The following is a 19050-nucleotide window of genomic DNA, read 5'->3' as shown; positions in this document are numbered from 1 at the left end:
CTGTCCCCATGCCCGCTCCACCGGCCCGGACAGCACCTCGAATAAAGCGAAAACCCCAGTTCACAGGGTCGCTAATCAACAACTACGGCGCCCTGAGAACATCCCCAGCACGCACGGTGAACCGATCGACCTTGTCGTCCGGCAGGTCCGTGTACTTGAGGTCGGTGAGATCCATCTGCCCCTGATACGTGATGTTGTTCATCCGCAGCACCGCATACTCGCCCTCGGCTCCGCTCTTCTCGCTCGTCCCATACTGGGCCGAATCGAGCAGGTCACCGATCGTGACAGCATTCGCACCCTTCACGCTGAACGCGGGATCACCGAACATGTCGATGAAGATCGACTGGGTCAGCTCGTCGAGGCGGGCGAGGGCTTCGCGGCGCTTGGCGCGGAGGGTGTCGGCGTGGTCGAGGATCGCCGCGATCCGCCGCTGCTCCTCGACTGAAGGTAGCGGAATCGGCAACGCGGCACACCGCTTCAAATCAAGGTTGGAGATATTCGTGGTTTGGCGTGCGAAACTCCGTACGGTCGCCTGGACCCGCGCTGAAGAGAAGAACCTGTACAGATAACGTGGATCGACCTGCTGCGGCTTTGCGCGCAGCGCTGTGACAAACCCACCGAAGGTGGACGGTGACTCCAATGATGGTATCCAGGAGCATTTTCCGACCAAGTTCCAACTGTTCGCAGACGAGATGAGCAGATCGCCCTCGTTCAGGTACTGCTCGTCGCGCTTCACGTGGCTCCGGTCGATCCACCAAACATCCGACAGATCGAGGTCAAGCTGCACATTCTTGGTTCGCATACAGGGCACTGAACCGTCGGTTCCAGCCTCGACAACATCGGTGGGCTTGAACGTCACCCCTCGAACGAAATCGGAAACCTCACCGAGTTGCACTGTTGTCCAACCACTCATGCTTCACCACCAGCAAGCATCTCCCGTAGCTGTGCCATGCCGTCGGTTATGTCCTTCTCGAGCCGATCCAGCTCGTCGAGGATCTCGGTCGGCGCTCTGTGCTCGATCTCCTCGTGCACGAGCTCCTTGTACCGGTTCAGCGACAGGTCGTAGCCCTGCGCGGCGATGTCCTCACGCGGCACGCAGAAACTCTGCTCGGTCCGTGCTCGCTCCTGCTCGCCGCCGTCACGATCGGTCCAGCGCCGCAGCACGTCCGGCAGGTTGTTCTTCGCGTGCTCGTCCTCGCTCACCGCCGCGAGCACACCGAGCTTGCCCTCGTCCAGCAGCGGATTGCGCTTGTCGTCCAACGAGAATCCGTCGGCCTGCACGTCGTAGAACCAAACGTTGTCGGTGCCGCCGGAGTTGGTCTTGGTGAAGAATAGAATCGCCGTCGACACACCCGCATACGGCTTGAACACACCGGACGGCAGCTTCACCACCGCATCGAGCTTCTGCTCCTCGACGAGAATCCTGCGAAGTTCCTTGTGCGCCTTCGACGATCCGAACAACACACCGTCCGGGACGATCACCGCCGCGCGGCCGCCAGGCTTGAGCAGACGGAGGAACAGCGCCAGGAACAGTAGTTCCGTCTTCTTCGTCTTCGCGATCTGCTGGAGATCCTTCGCGGTGTTCTCGTAGTCGAGGCTGCCCGCGAATGGCGGGTTGGCGAGAATCAGCGAATATGCTTCCGCATCACCGGTGTTTGCCTCGGCAAGTGAATCGCGATAGCGGATGTCGGGCTGCTCGATGCCGTGCAGCAGCATGTTCATCGACCCGATTCGCAGCATCGTGTTGTCGAAGTCGAAGCCGTGGAACATCTCGTGGTGATACTGCTCGCGCCCCTTACCGGAGTTGATCGCATCCGCATGGTTGGCGCGCATGTACTCCGACGCACCCACGAGAAAGCCGCACGTGCCGGACGCCGGGTCCACGATGGTGTCGCCCGGTTTCGGTGCCGTCATGTGCACCATCAGTTCGATGATGTGGCGCGGCGTGCGGAACTGGCCGTTCTGCCCGGCGGCGGCGATCTTCGCGAGCAGGTACTCGTAGATGTCGCCTTTGGTGTCGCGGTTTTCCATCGGCACCTTGTCCAATCGGTCCACCACCCGCTGCAGCATCCCCGCGTTCGGGATGCTGAGCCGCGCGTCCTTCATGAAATGCGCGTACGTGGACTCCTCGCCGCGCATGTTCTTGATGAACGGGAAAACCCGGTTCGCGACGATGTCGAACATCTCGTCGGCGTGCCGGTCTTTGAACACCGACCAGCGCAGGTCGTTGTAGGGCAGGCCCTGGTCGTCGGTGCCCTCGGGGAACGGGTTGCCGTCGAGCGGTGTGCCGAGCAGGTTTGCCTTCTCCAATGCGAGCGTCTGCTCGTCATCCAACCGGCGAATGAACAGCAGGTAGGTGATCTGCTCCATCACTTCGAGGGGATTCGAGATGCCGCCCGTCCAGAAGGCGTCCCAGACTGCGTCGACCTTGTTCTTGATGTCACCGGTGATCACGGGTACCGCTACCTGCCTGTTCTGCTCGCCGAAGTCCAACAGAACTGTATAGACCTGGCCACCGACACCGAGCGTGCAGGTTAGGGTGCCATGTGCCCGAATCTCCGATCGGCAGTGTTCCGAGCGGTCCGGTCCCAGAAGCACTGGTCGTACGACTGAGGTCTGCCGGATGTGTCTTCGCGGAAGACGAAGCCCGCCTGCTCAGCGATGCGGCGCGTAGCCCGTCCGATCTGGAAGACCTCGTACAGCAGCGGATCGACGGGCGTCCTCTCGAGCACGTGCTGGGATGGGCAGAATTCTGCGGTCTGCGGATCAGCGTCGACGCAGATGTGTTCGTTCCACGCCGTCGCACCGAATTTCTCGTGCACTGCGCCTCCGAACTCGTTGCACCGGGTTCATTCGTCGTCGACATGTGCTGCGGCTGCGGTGCGGTCGGGGCCGCGCTCGCCGCTGTCGAGCCCGAGATACGGCTGCACGCCGCCGACGTCGACCCTGCGGCGGTCCGTTGCGCGCGGCGCAACCTCGAACGGTGTGGCGGCGACGCCCACTGCGGCAACCTCTACGCGGCGCTGCCCGACTCGATGCGCGGCAGGATCGATGTGATCGTCGCCAATGCCCCTTACGTGCCTACGGCGGCGATCGCGACAATGCCGCCCGAGGCTCGACTACACGAGCCGCGTGTCGCGCTGGACGGCGGTATGGACGGACTCGACGTGCATCGCCGTTTGGCGGAGTCCGCGTCGGAGTGGCTTGCGCCCGGGGGACACCTGCTGATGGAGGCCGGTCCCCGGCAGGCCGAGGCAGCAACCGAGATCCTCGCTGCGGAGGGACTGACATCGGTCGTTCACCGGTCGGACGAGTTCGATGCCACCGTGGTTGTCGGAGTCGTCCACGATCGCGGCGTTCCCCCGCAGATCACGACCGGGGTGTAAGGAGATCGGAGGTGGGTAGACCGGAAGCATGGTTACATTTGCACTCCAGAATCCGAACACCGGTACGGACGAAGAGCAGTTCGAACGAATCGAAGACTCAGATCGAGATGCGATCCTCGATCGCGCCACCGAAGCGCAGCGCAGCTGGCAGGAGACCTCCATCGACCAGCGCGCGGGTGTTCTCCGCGCCGTCGCCGATCTCTATGAACAGCACAAAGACCAGCTGATCGAGAACATCGGCCGGGAGATGGGCAAGCTCCGACCGTGGGGCGCGGCCGAATTGGACATCGTGGTGGGCATCTACCGCTGGTACGCAGACAACGCCCACCAACTGCTCGCGCCTGAAGAACTCCCGGCGCAGGGCGCGGACCGTTCGTACGTGGTCAAGCGGCCGCTCGGTGTGCTCCTGGGTATCATGCCGTGGAACTTCCCGTACTACCAGGTCGCGCGGTGGGCGGCGCCCAACCTGCTGCTCGGAAATGCGCTGGTGCTCAAGCACGCGGGGATCTGTCCGCTGTCCTCCCAGGCGTGCGAGGACCTCCTGATAGATGCCGGGCTGCCGCGTGGTGTGTTCCAGAACATCTATGCTTCCGGCTCCCAGATGGGCCCCTTCATCGCAGACAAGCGGATTCAGGGTGTTTCCCTCACCGGATCCGAAGGCGCCGGTTCGGCCGTGGCGAAGACCGCCGGGGAGCACTACAAGAAGTCGCTGCTCGAGCTGGGCGGGAACGACCCCTTCCTCGTGTTGGACGCCGACAACCTGGAGTGGGTACTGGACCGATACGTGGACATCCGGATGTTTGCAACCGGCCAGGCGTGCAATGCGCCGAAGCGGCTCATCGTGCAGCCGGAATTCTACGATCGCACGGTGGCCTACCTGGAAAAAGCAATCGGCGCGCTCACGGTGGGTGCCTATGACGATCCGGATGTCGACGTAGGCCCGCTCAGCTCGATCGGTGCCCGTGACGAGATCGTCGACCGCCTCGCCACCGCAGCACGCGAGGGGACCGCCACGATCCGGGTGGGCGGGAAGAAGATCGACCGCGACGGCGCGTACATGGAGCCGGCCCTGCTCACCGATGTGGACCCGTCCGCAGATGTGGGGTGCAACGAGATCTTCGGCCCGGTCGCGATCGTGTACAAGGCGGACGGGGTGGACGAGGCCGTGCGCATAGCCAACGAGGAATCCGAGTACGGACTGTCCAGCTCTGTATGGTCTTCGGACGTCGACAAGGCTCACGAGGTGGCTGCGCGGCTCAAGGATGGCATGACGTTCGTCAACGAGCACGCCGTCACCGCAGCCGGGCTGCCTTTCGGCGGTGTCGGTCGTTCTGGCTACGGCCGTGAGCTGGCGCAGTGGGGCGTGGGCGAGTTCGTCAACGAAAAACTGATCCGTGTGTCCGGACAGCAAAGCGTTGGTCTGTCGCCCGTGTGAGCTTCGATCCCGGACAGATCAACCGAGCGGCAATTGCGCGAAGATGTCCGTCGGCTGGGGCGACCCGCCCGTCGGCTCGACGCTGAAGCCCAGCGCCGTAGCATCCGAAATACCTTCGAGAACAGCAGTGGTCGACGGTGCGACATCGTCCGGCGCCATGGTGCCCGCGGCGGTCGCGCCGTCCGGCCCGATCAGCCACATCTGGTAGACCGTGCCGTCGGTCGGCGGAGCAACGTTGTTCATCACCAGCACGCCGGCATCGACGTCCTTCGAATACACGACCGTAGCCGTGCCGCCACCCTCGATGGAACCGGAGGTGGTACGCACGTCGTCGGCTGCGAGGACCTGGGCGGAGGTGGGAGGCGATTGTTCTCGGAACTGCGCTGCGACACCGATGCCGCCGATCGCGATCACTACGGCGGCCGCGGCGGCGAGCAAGAAGTTGCGTCGCCGGTTCCGGCGTGCCGCCAGGGAGATCGGGGCGTCGGCCGCATGCAGGTCGGGTGTCGCGATTGCGTCGAGGAGACGTTGCCGCACGCGCGCGGGTGGGTCGACGGCAGTCGCGTCCGACACCGTCGCCATGGATTCGCGGATCTCGCGGACCTCTCGCAGGAATGCCGCAGCGACGTCGGAGTCGGTCTCCGCCAGGCGGGCTTCGATCGCACGACCTTCGTCGTCGGACACCGCATCCAAGGCGTACACAGCGGCGAGATCGAGCAGGTTGTCTTCGTCGCCGAAGCCGGACCGTGTGCTACTCGTCATCGCTGTTCACCCCCAGACAGTTCTTCAGGCGGAGCAGGCCGTCCCTGATCCTGGATTTGATGGTCGGCAGCGTCGCGGACAGTCGTTCCGACACTTCCCGATAGGTGAGGCCGCCGTAATAGGCGAGTTCGACGGACTGGCGCTGTAGTTCGGTCAGCGTGCCCAGACACTCGATCACCTGTCGTGTGTCGTCGCGGCGGAGCGCTTCGTCGCTGACACTGTCGAACTCGGTGGGCGTGGTCAGGGCGCCGTAGCGGGACTCTCGTTCGGCGCCGGACTGCTCGGCGCGCACCCGGTCGACGGCCCGGCGATGCGCCAGCGTGATCAGCCACGCGAGTGCAGACCCCTGCGTGCGATCGAACCCCGGCGCCGTGCGCCATACCTGCAGGTAGACCTCCTGCAGCGTTTCCTCGCTGTAGCCGGGGTCGCGGAGTACCCGCAACACCATGCCGTACGCCCTCGATCGCGTCAGGTCGTAGAACTCTGCGAAGGCAGCCGAATCCTCGGCGGCGACCCGAACGAGCAACGCCTCGAGCGTGTCGGTTCCGCCGCCGACACCGGTCATGGTCCGTGTCCGCTCATCGGACGAAACACTAGCCGGACGATTCGCGCCGCTCAACCTGCGCCTGCCGGTCTGCAGGCCGGCCTCGAGTCCTGGCGGCGGATCGAGCACGGCCATCATCTCCCGGGGTCGCGCGACCGTGGTGGCCGCGGAACGAAGTACGACGTGCGCTGCTGGTACTCGGGATACCCGGGTCGCTCCGACATCGACTGCTCGAGCAGCCGCGCACCTGTCGCGTAGACCAGGAAGTACGTCATGATCGCGGGGGAAGCCACCGTGACCACTCCTGGCCACACACTCGCCGCGATCAGCCACACTCCCCACCACACGGTGGCGTCGCCGAAATAGTTGGGATGTCGCGTCCACGCCCACAACCCGCGGTCCATGACCCGGCCACGATTCGCCGGATCCGATTTGAACCGCCGCAGCTGCAGGTCGCCGATCGCCTCGAACGTGAGGCCGACGACCCACGCGGCGACACCGACCCAGAGCACCACCGTGCCGACGCCACCGGTGGGCCCGAGCACCGCCGAAACCTGGATCGGCAACGACACGAACCATTGCGCCGCGCCCTGGGTGACGAAGATCTTCCGGACGACGGTGCCGACAGCGTTGCCACCGGCACGCTCGAGCATCTCCGTGTAGCGAGGATCCTCGCCCTTGCCGAGCGACTTGCGGTACATGTGCCACGTCAGCCGCAGGCCCCACACCGTGACCAGCACGAGCAGGAGCAGCCTGCGCGAGGCGTCACCGCTGCCGAGCAGCGCTGCTGCCGCGGCCACCGCCACGAAGCCGAGACCCCAAGAGACGTCCACGACGTTGTAGCGCCCGATCCGGTGCCCGACGGCGAAGGTGATTGCCTGGATCACCGCGAGCAGGACCAGGGCGGTCGCGGTGATGAGGAAGAACTCCGACCAGGTGCTCATCGCTCGTTCTCCTTCCGGAACACGATCTGCTGGACGTCGAGGTATCCCGACCGGAACCCTGCCTCCGAATAGGCCAGGTAGAACTCCCACATGCGCCGGAACGTGGCGTCGAAGCCGATGTCGGCGACCTGGTCTGCGTGCGCGACGAAACGTTCGCGCCACAGCCGCAGGGTTTCCGCGTAGTGCTCGCCGAACTGCAGGCGGTCGACGGTGCGCAGCGACGTCAGCGCGCGGGTGGTTACGTCGATCGATTCGGTCGACGGCAGCATCCCGCCGGGGAACACGTACTTGTGGATCCAGGTGTAGGTGTCGCGGGTTTCCGTCATCCGGTCGTGCGGCATCGTGATGGCCTGCAGCGCGACGAGACCACCGGGTCGTAGCAGCCGGTCGAGGCTACGGAAGTAGGTGGGCCAGTAGTCGTATCCGACCGCCTCGATCATCTCCACCGACACGATCGCGTCGTATTCTCCGTCCACTGCGCGGTAGTCGAGGAGATCTATCCGTACGCGGTCCGACAGACCGGCCTCCGCCACTCGCCGTCGGGCCAGCGTCTGCTGTTCCACCGAGAGGGTCACCGAACGCACGGTGGCGCCGCGTTGCGCGGCACGCACACTCAATTCGCCCCATCCGGTACCTATTTCGAGGAGCTGAGTCCCTGGGCCGACCTGTGCGGTGTCGAGCAGGCGATCGATCTTGCGGCGCTGGGCTTCCGCGAGAGTGTCTCCATGGGCGGGGAACTCGTCGAACAGGGCGCTCGAGTAGGTCATGGTCTCGTCCAGGAATGTTTCGAACAGTGCGTTCGACAGGTCGTAGTGACGGGAGACGTTCGAAGGGGTGTTGTCCTCTGTGTTCCATTCGGACACAGGATGGTTCGGAACGAAAGCCCGACGCAGGCGCTGCAGTGGCCGAGGGATCAGCGACCCCATCTCGGCGGCGAACGGGGTGAGCACCGCGACCGGGTCCGATGCGGTCCAATCACCCGCCATGTAGGACTCACCGAAACCGATGAGCCCGCCGGCGCCCAGCCTCCGGGCGAAGTCGGTGGGCCGGCGAATGATCATGCGGGGCAGGATCCGGTCGGGTGGGCCGACGCCGAGTACGGTCCCGTCCGGGTACTCCACCCGCAGGTCGAGGCGTGCGGCGGCGCGTCGGAACAGCCGGTCGGCGACCACCGCGGCGATGCGGGCCCGCGGTCCTGCGGGGACCTGTGCCACGTCGGGCCATCTGTGCGGGTCGACGCTCACGCGTTGGGTGGGCAACTCGAGTTCGGGTGTGCTCATCGGGAAATCTCCTGAGTAAGGCCGGGGGAAGGGGCCGGATCCGGGCGCGGGACGAGTGGCAGCCTGCGCAACCACAGTTCGACGCCGTGCCTCCGGATGCGAGCCGAAATCATGTGGGACGCGAGCGGATGCGCGATCTGGGCACGCACGACGGCGCCGATGGTGGCGGGCCGGCCGGACCCGCGCATCGTGGCGGTGAACGGCGGTTGTCCTTCGCGATGCAGGGCGACCTCGACATCGAGAAAGGGGCCTGGCTCCGCGACCCGCAGGGTGTACCGGCCGGCAACCTCATTGAACGGGGAGACGTAGAAGACCTTGTCGGCCTCCGCGTACCCCGAGGCATCCGGCCTCAGCAGATAACAGTGCCGCCCCCCGTAGGTGTTGTGCACCTCGGCGACGACGCACACGAGTGCTCCGTCGGGGTCGTGACACCAGAACAGCGTCAGCGGATCGAAGACGTGACCGAGTACCCGCGCGTTCAGCAGCGCGGTGATACGCCCACCGCGCAGGTCGATACCCTCGCCCGCGAGATACGCGTCGATCCGCCCGCGGAGCGTTGCATCCGAGCGTGTGTCGTCGAAATGATCGGTCGGGTCGAAACCGGCGAACGGACGCAACCACCACGGCAGCACCGGAAGGTCGTCGAGGTCGATGTACCAGCTGTAGCTTCGGTATTCGAATGCGTGCCGGATCGGTGCGCGCCGAACGTGTCCGATTCTGGTGCGGTAGATCCACGCCGTGGTCACGGGGACACCTCCGCCCCGATGCAAGAAGGCACACCCCACTCGACGCCGAGCCGCCGAGCGGCCTCCACACCAGACCGCGCTCCGTCTTCGTGGAATCCCCATCCGTGGTACGCCCCGGCGAATGAGATTCTGCTGTCGCTGATCTCGGGCAGACATTCCTGTGCTGCGACCGATTCCGGGGTGTAGAGCGGATGTTCGTATGTCATCTCGGCGAGAACCGTGCTCGGATCGACGAGATGTGCGCCGCCGAGCGTCACGAGGAATCGCCGATCCGTCACATCGGTCAAGCGCATCAGCCGGGTCATATCGTAGGTCACGATCACCTCGTCGGAGCCGCCACCCGCCGGGGTCAGGTAGTTCCACGAGGCTCGCGCACGTTCGGCCCGCGGCAGCAGCGAGGTATCCGTATGCAGTTGCACATGGTTCGTCGAATACGGCATCGCTCCGAGTATTCGACGCTCCGCCTGCGTCGGCCGGGCGAGCATCGCGAGGGCCTGCGCGGGGTGCACGGCGATGACCGCGGCGTCGAACCAGCGCACATCTCCGTCGCCGACGACCACGCACACACCGTCGTCGGTCCGTTCCACACTGCGTACCGGTGTATCCACGAGGACCTCGCCGAGCCTGCTCGCGAGAGCATCGACGTAGGTGCCGGATCCACCGGTCACTGTCCGCCACGTAGGGGAGCCGAAGACGGTGAGCATGCCGTGGTGGTCGAGAAACCGGAAGAGGTAGCGAGCGGGATAGCGGGTGGCCAGCGCCGGGTCGCACGACCACACCGCGGCGACGAGAGGGGTCATGAAATGATCGATGAAGAACGGGGAGAAGCGATTCCGCGCCAGAAAAGCCTCCAGCGGCTCGTCCTTCCCGTCGTCGCCCGATTCGAGTAGGGCCAGCGCGGCGCGGTGGAAACGCAGGACCTCACCCAGCATCCGGAGGTAGCGCGGCTTCGTGAACGACCGCCAGGTGGGAAAGAGCCCCGGAAGACCCTTGGCACCCGCATATTCGATGCCGGTGGCGTCGGACCGGATCGACATCGACATGTCGGATTCCTGAGTAGCGACACCGAGTTCGTCGAACAGGCGTAGCAGTGTGGGATAGGTTCGGTCGTTGTGCACGATGAACCCTGTGTCCACCGACACCTGCGACCCGTTCTCGAGCACGAGGTGGTGGGTGTGTGCGTGACCGCCGAGTCGTGAGTCGGCCTCGAACAAGGTCACGCGGTTGCGCTGCGACAGCACATGGGCGGCGGTGAGGCCGGAGACGCCGCTGCCGATCACGGCGATGGATCGCGACAGTGTGCGCGTCATGGTGGTACGCGTCCTCGGGTCGAAGGGGAACTCCATGCCCGGTCTTCGGTGCCGAGTGTCATCCCGGATGGGTGACATCGGCGCAGAATTTTTCTTCGATCCCACCCATCCGTGTGCCGAGCAGTGGCGAATGACCATCGACACACCTCATCGAGCGGCCCACGGGTCGCGCGTCCCGAAGGGAAGAAGACGATGGCAAACCGGACACGAAAGAGCTTGGCACTTGTCGGTATCGGCGCTGCAGCGATGCTGAGCATCTCCGCCTGCACGTCGGACGACAACTCCGACACTCCGATGGACACGACCACCATGGCGGAAACGACCATGCCGATGGAGACGACCACCTCCGGCGCCGCGACACCGGCCGGGCTCGTCGGGCCGGGATGCGCCGCCTATGCGGAGCAGGTGCCGACCGGACCGGGCTCGGTCGAGGGCATGGCCGAAGAGAATGTGACGACTGCGGCCTCGAACAACCCGATGCTCACGACACTCACCTCGGCGGTTTCGGGGCAGCTGAACCCGGAGGTGAATCTCGTCGACACGCTCAACGGCGGTGAGTTCACCGTATTCGCGCCGGTGGACGACGCGTTCGCGATGGTCGATCCCGCGACCCTCGAGACACTGAAGACGGACTCGGCGATGCTCACCGACATCCTGACCTACCACGTGGTTCCCGGACAGATCGCGCCCGCGGACATCGCCGGCGAACAGACCACGGTCCAGGGTGGCACGGTCGAGGTGGCCGGTTCGGGCGACGACTGGATGGTCAACGGTGCCAACGTGATCTGCGGTGGAGTCGAAACCGAGAACGCAATCGTGTACCTGATCGACGGTGTGCTGATGCCGCAGTAGCCCTACAACTTCGACTGTGAGGACATCCCGTGAGAAGAGCGATCATCGGCCTCGCTGCGGCACTACTGGCCGCAGCAGGCTCCACACTGGTGGCGGCTCCGGCGCAGGCGGAGCCCCTGAGCCCTGTAGCGCAGCTCGATGTGAGCCGCTACCTGGGCCAGTGGTACCAGCTGGCGGCCAATCCGGCGCCGTTCAACCTGGATTGCGTGCGCGACACCACCGCGAACTACACGCTGATCGACGAGCAGAACATCCGCGTGGAGAATTCGTGCACCACCGTCACCGGTGAACGCCGGGGTATCGTGGGCAACGCGCGGGTCAACGACACTGCGGCACTGCACGTGTCGTTTTCCGATGTGCCGTCACAGGATTCACTCGACGGGCCGAGCAACTACATCGTCGCGCACCTCGCCGACGACTACTCGTGGTCGCTGGTCGGTGATCCGAGCAGGCTCTCCGGGTTCGTGCTGTCGCGGTCCCCGGTCGTGGACGTGGCGGAGTGGCAGGAGATCCGCGCGGTCGTGGAGGCACAGGGATACAACTCGTGCTTGATGCTGACCTCGCCGACCACGGAGGGAATGCAGGAGATCAAGCCGCTCTGCACGGTGTGAGCGGAACGGAAATGGGCCGGTGGCGTCAGTCGTCACCGGCTTTCCGTGCTGTTCCCGCAATGTTCTCGAGCATGCCGGCGAAGATGATTCCGTGGAACGGAAGCAGCGAGTACCAATACAACTGTCCCGACAGGCCTTTGGGGAAGAAAACGGCGCGCTGGTGTAACCGCGTGCGATCCGTACCGAGGGATTCGAGCCGCCATTCGAGCCATGCGCCACCGGGCGCGAGCATCTCCGCACGCAACCGCAACAACTCCGGTCGCTCGATCCGCTCGACCCTCCAGAAGTCGAGCGCATCTCCGGTGTGCAGGGTGCGTGGATTCCGCCGTCCGCGGGTCAGGCCCACCCCGCCGACGAAGCGATCGAGCCAGCCACGGATCGTCCACGCCAGTGGAAAGGAATACCAGCCGTTCTCTCCGCCGATGCCCTCCACCACCTCCCATACCGCGGTCACGTCGGTGTCGCAGTCGATACTGCGCTCGTCCGTGAAGACGACCTCCCCGGCCCAGTCCGGGTCGGACGGCAGCGGATCGGCAGGAGCCCCCACGGGTGATGCGTTCGCCCATGTGGTTTCGACCTCGCCGCGTTCGATCCGTCCGAGGGCCAGCCGAACGGCGTCGCGGTACCCGGTGAGCCCGCCGCTCGGTGGTGGGATGACCGCGTCGATGTCATGGTCGTCCATCACCGCGTCGTTGCCCAGCGATTCGATCAGGGCACGACCCAGGGACGGCGGGATCGGTGTGACCAACCCGATCCACAGCCCGGCCAGTTTCGGGGTGAGTACCGGAAGCACCAGGATCCTGCGCCGGCGTAGACCAGCGACTTCGGCGTAGACCTGCATCATCTCGCCGTACCGCAGCACATCGGGCCCACCGATGTCGAAGACGCGACTGCGGGACAGAGGCGAGGTCGCCGCAGCGACCAGATAGTGCAGCACGTCGCGGATCGCGATCGGCTGGATCCGGTTGTCGACCCAGCGCGGCGTGGTCATCACGGGCAGGCGGTTGCTCAGATGGCGGATCATCTCGAACGACGCCGAACCCGAACCGATCACCACACCGGCCTGGAACACCAACGTGGGCACCCCGGAGTCCAGCAGGACATGCCCCACCTGTGCCCGTGATCGAAGGTGCGCCGACAATTCTGCGGATTTCGGGTGCAGTCCACCGAGATACACGATTCTTCCGACGCCGGCTCTATGGGCGGCGGCCGCGACATGCTCCGCCGCGCGCCGCTCGGCATCGAGGAACTCGCCGCGGGCACCCATCGAATGCACCAGGTAGTAGACGACGTCGACATCCCGACACGCGTTCTCCACCGAGCCGGGATCGCCGAGGTCGCCGCGAATCACGTCGAGGTCACGCGCCCACGGCACGTCGCGGAGCTTCTCGGGGCTACGCACCAGGACCCGTACACGGTGGCCGGCAGCGAGGAGGCGAGGAGCGAGTCGGCCCCCTATGTAGCCGGTGGCGCCGGTCAGGAGGACAGTGCGCGGGCGCGCCGTGGTGTCGGCGTCATCGGTCTCGGTCATCGCGTTGCGGGAAGGTGACCCAGCTGATGGCGCAGGCAGTCCTCGAGGGAGGACCGGCGGAACGTGTGTCCGGCGTCGAGCAGACGACGCGGTACGACATACTGATCCGCGGTTGCCAGCTCACGGGCACCCTGCTCGCCGAGCAGTAGTTTCGGCCCGAAGCCGGGAACCGGCAACAACGCCGGACGGTGCAGTACGCCCGCGAGAATACGCGTGTACTCCTCGTTCCGGACCGGATCGGGCGCGACGGCGTTGACGGGACCCGACAGCGCAGCGTCGTAGAGTGCGCGGTGGTAGATGTCGAGGAGATCGTCGATGTCGATCCACGACAACCACTGCCGTCCACTGCCCAGGCGTCCACCCAGGCCAGCGGCGAACAGGGGTCGCATCAATTGCAGGGTGCCGCCGCGTGGGGTCTGCACCACCCCCGTGCGCACATTGACCACCCGCAGTCCGCCTTCCGAGGCAGGTGCGGTGGCAGCTTCCCAGTCGGTCACCACGTCGGTGAGGAAACCCCCTCCACCCGAGGAATTTTCGTCGAGCGGTTCGTCGCCCCGGTTGTAGCCGTACAGGCCGATGGCCGACGCGCACACGAACGTGGCGGGTCCGTTCGCTGTATCGGCCGCGCGTTCGGCGAGCCGTCGCGTCGGCCCGATGCGGCTGTCGCGTATGGCGGCCTTGTGCGAATCGGTGAACCGTCCGGCGATCGACGCACCGGCCAGGTGCACGACGGCGTCGACGCCCTCGAACAGGTCGGGGGCGGGCGCCTCGGGATCCCAGCGGCGCTCGTCTTCGCCGTGTGCCGGCCGCCGTACGAGGCGGATGACGCGGTAACCCCCGGTGCTCAGGAATGCGGTCAGTGCCGTGCCGATGAGCCCGGATGCGCCCGAGATCGCGACTGTCACAGGTCGTACCCCCTGCTCGTGCGACCACCGGTGCCTCGCGAGGTCGTCGGCGAGCTGACGGTGCCGATACCGGAACGTCTGGAGCAGCAGGCGCTCGGGGATCGGGGTGTCGACGAGATCGGTCACGCGGGTGCGGTTGTCGTCGACCTTCTCGAACCGGTGCTCGTGGCGCCACGAGCGGACAAGTCCGGCCGGCAACGACATCACACCGTCGCGACCGAGCTCGTCGACGAAGCGGCCGGGTGGGTAATAGGCGTCGGGCTGATGATCCGCGACCCAGCGCAAGCCCCCGGGAAGACCGAGGACGGCACGACCGTTCTCGAGCGAGTCGGCCTCGGACACGACACTCATCGGCTGCCACGGTGGGAGCAGACGATGGATCGCGCCAGGCCTCGCGTGCCAGTCGAACACTTCGTCGCGGGACGCCTCGACGATGCTGCTGTATTCGATTCCCATCGGTGCCTCCGTGGATCGTATTCCGCCTGTGCATTGCTCGGAGCCGGTCGACCGGCGGATGGATCAGCTGCGGGCGGAGATCTCTCCGTACCGTGCCAGAGCCACTTGCCGTTCGTGGGCATGGTCGACGAGCGGCTGTGGATATCCGGCCGGGGGGCCGTCCGGCAGCCGATGGACACTCTTGCCCGTGACGTCACGCAACTCGGGTACCCAGCGGCGCACGTAGTCACCCTTCGGATCGAACTTCTCGCCCTGCGAGGTGGGGTTGAACACGCGGAAATAGGGCGAGGCATCGGTGCCACACCCGGCGGTCCACTGCCATCCGTGCTGGTTGGAGGCGAGATCGCCGTCCACGAGGTGCGTCATGAAATGCTGCGCGCCCCACCACCACGGCAGGTGCAGGTCCTTGGTGAGGAACGATGCGACGATCATCCGTAGCCGGTTGTGCATCCATCCTTCGGCGAGTAGCTGCCGCATGCCGGCGTCGACGATCGGGAATCCTGTGCGGCCCTGCTGCCACGCGGCGAAGGCGCGATCGGCGTCGGGGCCGGTGTCGTGGCGGAGGTCGTCGAACCGGTGGTTGTAGTTGCGATACGCGGTGTCGGGACGGTGATGCAGCACGTCGGCGTAGAAGTCACGCCAGCACAACTCGCTGCGGAAGGTCGTGGCGCCCGAGTCGGAGCGGTCCCGCAGATCGTGGAGCAGAGTGCGCGGATGCAGACATCCGAATTTCAGCGCGGCGGACAGGCGGCTCGTGCCGTCGAGATCGGGCCGGTCGCGCTCGGTGTCGTATCGTTCGAGTCCGTCGTCGCGGAATTGCCGCCATCGGCGCAGCGCGGCGCTCTCCCCGGCGGGCGGCAACACGATGTCGGCGGCATCGTCGGCGGGGATGGCCACGCGCAGACCGGTGTCGCCCGGGTCGAGCCAGGTCACGGTGGCCGCGTCGGTGCTCGCCGGAGGCCGCCACCCGTGTTCGATCCAGGCGCGACGGAACGGGGTGAAGACCCGGTACGGCGTGCCGTCGTCCTTGAGGACACGCCCCGGCGACACCGCGTAGGGCGAGCCGGTCCGGACGAGCGGGATGCCGGCGAGAGCGGCCTCGACTGCACGGTCGCGTCGCGACCCGTACGGCGCATGGTCTGCGCTGATATGCACCGCGCTCGCATCGAACTCGCGCGCGACCGCAGGCACTACGTCGACCGGGTTTCCGTGGACAACCAGTAGACGGCCGTCGAGGTCGTCGTCGAGTGCGCGCAGGCAACGCAGCAGATACGTATAGCGCGGTCCGGGTGTCGCGAGCGTGTCGTCGAGCACGAACAGCGCGATCAGACGATCTGCATCGGCGGCGCTCGAGAGAGTGGGCAGATCGTGTAGACGCAGATCGCGGCGGAACCAGACGACGTGGGTACTCACCCGTCCAGTGTGGCCGACTGCGGATGGGCGACAATGGCGAACATGACCGATGCGTTCGACGTTCCCATTCGCGACGACTCGATCAGGCTCGGCCAGTTCCTGAAACTGGCGAGCCTGATCGAGTCGGGTGCGGAGGCGAAGGAAGTGATCGCCGACGGCCTCGTCTCGGTCAACGGCGAGGTCGAGGTGCGCCGGGGCCGGCAGTTGAACACCGGTGACGTCGTGGAGATCGCTGGGACGAGTGCCCGCGTCGTGAGGGGCTGACCTCGGTCAGTTCGCGGTGCGGACGACCACGCCGTCGTGGTCGCTGTAGACGATCTCACCCGGGTTGAAGGTCACGCCGCCGATCTCGACGGGAACGTTCTTCTCACCCGACCCGGTCTGGGTGCTCTTGCGAGGGTTGGTGCCGAGGGCCTTGACGCCGATGTCGAGGGTGCGCAGGATCGCGGAGTCGCGGACGGCTCCGTTGACGATCACGCCGGCCCAGCCGTTGTCGACGCCGCGTCCGGCGATGATGTCGCCGACGAGCGCGGTGTGGATGCTTGCGTCGCCATCGACCACCAGGACACCGCCGTTGCCGGGCTCCGACAGAGTCTGCTTGACCAGCAGGTTGTCCTGGAAGCAGCGGATCGTCGTGACCGGGCCGGCGAACTCGGCGCGGCCGCCGAACTGGATGAACTGGGTGTCGCAGCTGCGGATGTCCGGGCCGATCTCGTCGGCGAGGTCGGCGGTCGCGGTGAATTCGATGGCTTCGCTCATGGGGCGAGAATAATCCCTGCGCGTGCGCCGATCGGTGATGGTGACGACCACCACGAACCCGCCTCGGGTGCAATTGGGTAGATTCTTGTATTCTTACGGGCCGATTTCGACCATAACGGATACAGGACGGTGCCATGCCTCTCGACGCCCGCTCGACGGTTGTTCGCGTGCCGAAAGCCGGAGAACTGATCGCTGCGAGCCTGCGTCGGCAGATCATCACAGGTGAACTCCAGGCAGGTGAGCCGTTACCCAACGAGGCCGCGCTCATGGAGCGATTCGGAGTGTCTCGGCCGACGCTGCGCGAAGCTTTCCGCATCCTCGAATCCGAAGGCATCATCACTGTGCTCCGCGGTGCGCGCGGCGGCGCTCGCGTGCAGGCGCCCGACGGGTCCACTGCTGCGCGCTACACGGGTCTGCTCCTGCAGTACCGAGGTGTTCCACTCGCCGATGTGTACCGAGCCCGCACCGAACTCGAGGTCGCGGCAGTCGGGCTGATCGCCGCGAATCCCGACGACCGCATCGACAGGCTCGCCGAGGTCGTCGAACGCGGCGGGGACCTGGTCGACGATCCGCATGCGTTCGTCAAGTACGTCAGCGACGTGAACCGGACGATCATGGACCTCGGCGGCAATCAGACGATGTCGACCCTCGCGAGCATGCTGCTCGACATCATGGACGCGCACAACGCGCTGTACCTGTCGACCCGGACGGAACAGGACAGTCCGGGGGTTGCCGTCGCGTTGCGTGCCAACCACAAGCTCGTCGCCCTGCTGCGGGCGGGTGAACCGGGTGCGGCGGAAGCGTTCTGGCGGCGCCACCTCGACAGCGTCGAGCGCTACATGACCGGTGATTCGGAGACCACCCTCATCGAGGTGCTGTCCTGATCAAGCGGCGCCGGTGATGGTCAGCCACACCAGCGCGACGTTGAGCGCGATGATCAACCCCGCCGTGAGCCATGCTGCGGCGGTCACGATCGGGGCGTTGCGACGGTCGCCCATCACCCGAGCATCCGCTGTCATGCGGACGAGCGGGATCACCGCGAACGGGATGCACATGCTCAGCACCACCTGACTGAGCACGAGCGCGAACGTCGGGTCCACCCCGACGGCCAGCAGGATCAGAGCGGGGATCATCACGACCACGCGTCGGATGAACGGCCGGACCCGAATGTGCAGCAGGCCTGCCATGATCTCCGCGCCGGCAGCCGAACCCACCGCGGTCGACGCCAGTCCCGACGCGAGCAGTCCGATCGCGAACACCATCGCGACGGCCGGGCCGAGTGCATCGGAGATCGCGGCGTGCGCGCCTTCGATGGTGTCGGTGCCGGGGGTGTCGCGGAGGGCGGATGCGGCGAGCAGCAGCATGCCGATGTTGACACTGCCAGCGACGAACAGGCCACCGGCCACGTCCCACCGGGTTGCGCGCATGACGCGGTCGAGCCTCGGCCCGGGATCGACCTTGCCGTGCCGTCCGCGCGACAGGGCCGAATGCAGGTAGATCGCATGCGGCATCACCGTGGCGCCCAGCATCGATGCGGCGAGCAGCACGGTGTCGGTGCCCTGGAAACGGGGAACCAGCCCGGCGGCGGCGTCGCCGGGGGAGATGTCTGTGAACAGCAGACCGCACAGGAACCCGACAGTGATGATCGCGAGGAGGCTCACCACGACGAATTCGAACGTGCGCTGGCCGCGGCGGCTGTGCACAGACAGGATCACCATCGACACGACCCCGGTGATGAGACCACCGACGAACAATGGGAGTCCGAACAGCAGGTGGAGCGCGATCGCGCCACCGATGACCTCGGCGACGTCCGTGGCGACAGCCATGACCTCGGCCTGCATCCAGAACGCGCGACGCGACGGGGTGCGAAGCCGCTCGCCGAGCAGTTCAGGAAGGGAGCGACCTGTGACGACCCCCAGTTTGGCCGACAGGTACTGGACGAGAATGGCCATCGCATTCGCAGCGACCAGTACCCACAGCAGCAGATAGCCGTAGCGCGCCCCCGCTGTGAGGTTCGCGGCAACGTTGCCGGGGTCGACGTACGCGACGGCTGCGACGAACGCCGGGCCGAGCAGTGTGGCCAGGCGCGGCGTCGCCGCGGCGGTGCGCGGCAAAC

19 protein-coding genes are annotated in these 19050 nt (G+C 66.0%); 6 read left to right on the top strand and 13 right to left on the bottom strand.

Annotation, left to right across the window (positions count from 1 at the left end; translation table 11 throughout):
* Positions 1 to 82: 82 nt before the first annotated feature.
* A complete protein-coding gene (locus tag EV641_RS15445; RefSeq protein ID WP_132472805.1) occupies positions 83 to 913 on the bottom strand; it encodes a restriction endonuclease subunit S in 831 nt (276 codons plus the stop codon).
* Positions 910 to 2454 carry a class I SAM-dependent DNA methyltransferase gene (locus EV641_RS15440; protein ID WP_132472843.1) on the bottom strand — a complete coding sequence of 515 codons (1545 nt, stop codon included), beginning with the start codon at positions 2452 to 2454 and terminating at the stop codon, positions 910 to 912. The genes EV641_RS15445 and EV641_RS15440 overlap by 4 nt, the downstream gene beginning before the upstream one ends.
* Before the next feature lie 92 nt (positions 2455 to 2546).
* On the opposite strand from EV641_RS15440, the gene EV641_RS15435 reads away from it, so the two are divergent.
* On the top strand, positions 2547 to 3386 hold the full coding sequence (locus tag EV641_RS15435; protein WP_241997254.1) for a putative protein N(5)-glutamine methyltransferase: 840 nt from the start codon (positions 2547 to 2549) through the stop codon (positions 3384 to 3386).
* A 28-nt stretch (positions 3387 to 3414) separates the two neighbouring features.
* The gene (locus tag EV641_RS15430) at positions 3415 to 4821 is read left to right on the top strand and encodes an aldehyde dehydrogenase family protein (RefSeq protein WP_132472803.1); all 1407 of its coding nucleotides are present in this window, start codon (positions 3415 to 3417) and stop codon (positions 4819 to 4821) included.
* 18 nt (positions 4822 to 4839) lie between these two features.
* On the opposite strand, the gene EV641_RS15425 is transcribed toward EV641_RS15430, so the two are convergent.
* From EV641_RS15425 to EV641_RS15400, 6 genes are all read right to left on the bottom strand, one after another.
* Entirely contained in the window at positions 4840 to 5583 is a 744-nt protein-coding gene (locus EV641_RS15425; protein ID WP_132472801.1) for an anti-sigma factor, read from the bottom strand.
* Positions 5573 to 6148, bottom strand: coding sequence for a sigma-70 family RNA polymerase sigma factor (locus EV641_RS15420; RefSeq protein WP_132472799.1), 576 nt, complete (start codon positions 6146 to 6148; stop codon positions 5573 to 5575). The genes EV641_RS15425 and EV641_RS15420 overlap by 11 nt, the downstream gene beginning before the upstream one ends.
* A gap of 113 nt (positions 6149 to 6261) precedes the next feature.
* The gene (locus EV641_RS15415; protein ID WP_132472797.1) at positions 6262 to 7071 is read right to left on the bottom strand and encodes a DUF1295 domain-containing protein; all 810 of its coding nucleotides are present in this window, start codon (positions 7069 to 7071) and stop codon (positions 6262 to 6264) included.
* The gene (locus EV641_RS15410) at positions 7068 to 8351 is read right to left on the bottom strand and encodes a class I SAM-dependent methyltransferase (RefSeq protein ID WP_132472795.1); all 1284 of its coding nucleotides are present in this window, start codon (positions 8349 to 8351) and stop codon (positions 7068 to 7070) included. Before EV641_RS15410 ends, EV641_RS15415 begins: the two co-directional genes overlap by 4 nt.
* Positions 8348 to 9097 carry a DUF1365 family protein gene (locus EV641_RS15405; protein ID WP_132472793.1) on the bottom strand — a complete coding sequence of 250 codons (750 nt, stop codon included), beginning with the start codon at positions 9095 to 9097 and terminating at the stop codon, positions 8348 to 8350. Before EV641_RS15405 ends, EV641_RS15410 begins: the two co-directional genes overlap by 4 nt.
* Complete coding sequence (locus EV641_RS15400) at positions 9094 to 10407, bottom strand: FAD-dependent oxidoreductase (protein WP_132472791.1); 1314 nt, start codon at positions 10405 to 10407, stop codon at positions 9094 to 9096. The genes EV641_RS15405 and EV641_RS15400 overlap by 4 nt, the downstream gene beginning before the upstream one ends.
* 192 nt (positions 10408 to 10599) lie before the next feature.
* Between EV641_RS15400 and EV641_RS15395 the strand changes: the two genes are divergently transcribed.
* Positions 10600 to 11259 carry a fasciclin domain-containing protein gene (locus EV641_RS15395; protein WP_132472789.1) on the top strand — a complete coding sequence of 220 codons (660 nt, stop codon included), beginning with the start codon at positions 10600 to 10602 and terminating at the stop codon, positions 11257 to 11259.
* A 29-nt stretch (positions 11260 to 11288) separates the two neighbouring features.
* Positions 11289 to 11870 carry a lipocalin family protein gene (locus tag EV641_RS15390; protein ID WP_054717793.1) on the top strand — a complete coding sequence of 194 codons (582 nt, stop codon included), beginning with the start codon at positions 11289 to 11291 and terminating at the stop codon, positions 11868 to 11870.
* A 25-nt stretch (positions 11871 to 11895) separates the two neighbouring features.
* Here EV641_RS15390 and EV641_RS15385 read toward each other — a convergent pair whose 3' ends face one another.
* The 3 genes from EV641_RS15385 to EV641_RS15375 form a co-directional block, all read right to left on the bottom strand.
* On the bottom strand, positions 11896 to 13401 hold the full coding sequence (locus EV641_RS15385) for an SDR family oxidoreductase (protein WP_132472787.1): 1506 nt from the start codon (positions 13399 to 13401) through the stop codon (positions 11896 to 11898).
* Positions 13398 to 14762, bottom strand: a complete 1365-nt coding sequence (locus EV641_RS15380) for a TIGR01777 family oxidoreductase (protein WP_132472785.1) — start codon at positions 14760 to 14762, stop codon at positions 13398 to 13400. Before EV641_RS15380 ends, EV641_RS15385 begins: the two co-directional genes overlap by 4 nt.
* 63 nt (positions 14763 to 14825) lie before the next feature.
* A complete protein-coding gene (locus EV641_RS15375) occupies positions 14826 to 16175 on the bottom strand; it encodes a deoxyribodipyrimidine photo-lyase (RefSeq protein WP_132472783.1) in 1350 nt (449 codons plus the stop codon).
* A 42-nt stretch (positions 16176 to 16217) separates the two neighbouring features.
* On the opposite strand from EV641_RS15375, the gene EV641_RS15370 reads away from it, so the two are divergent.
* On the top strand, positions 16218 to 16439 hold the full coding sequence (locus tag EV641_RS15370) for an RNA-binding S4 domain-containing protein (RefSeq protein ID WP_054720280.1): 222 nt from the start codon (positions 16218 to 16220) through the stop codon (positions 16437 to 16439).
* Positions 16440 to 16445: 6 nt separating this feature from the next.
* On the opposite strand, the gene rraA is transcribed toward EV641_RS15370, so the two are convergent.
* Positions 16446 to 16934, bottom strand: coding sequence for a ribonuclease E activity regulator RraA (gene rraA / locus EV641_RS15365; RefSeq protein ID WP_132472781.1), 489 nt, complete (start codon positions 16932 to 16934; stop codon positions 16446 to 16448).
* A 134-nt stretch (positions 16935 to 17068) separates the two neighbouring features.
* Between rraA and EV641_RS15360 the strand changes: the two genes are divergently transcribed.
* On the top strand, positions 17069 to 17818 hold the full coding sequence (locus EV641_RS15360; protein ID WP_054720279.1) for a GntR family transcriptional regulator: 750 nt from the start codon (positions 17069 to 17071) through the stop codon (positions 17816 to 17818).
* On the opposite strand, the gene EV641_RS15355 is transcribed toward EV641_RS15360, so the two are convergent.
* Positions 17819 to 19048 carry an Nramp family divalent metal transporter gene (locus tag EV641_RS15355; RefSeq protein WP_241997252.1) on the bottom strand — a complete coding sequence of 410 codons (1230 nt, stop codon included), beginning with the start codon at positions 19046 to 19048 and terminating at the stop codon, positions 17819 to 17821. It abuts the gene before it with no gap.
* Positions 19049 to 19050: the final 2 nt, after the last annotated feature.

It is taken from the genome of Rhodococcus sp. SMB37, assembly GCF_004345605.1.
GTDB lineage: Bacteria > Actinomycetota > Actinomycetes > Mycobacteriales > Mycobacteriaceae > Rhodococcus.
This window is presented reverse-complemented; position numbering and strand designations above follow the sequence as displayed.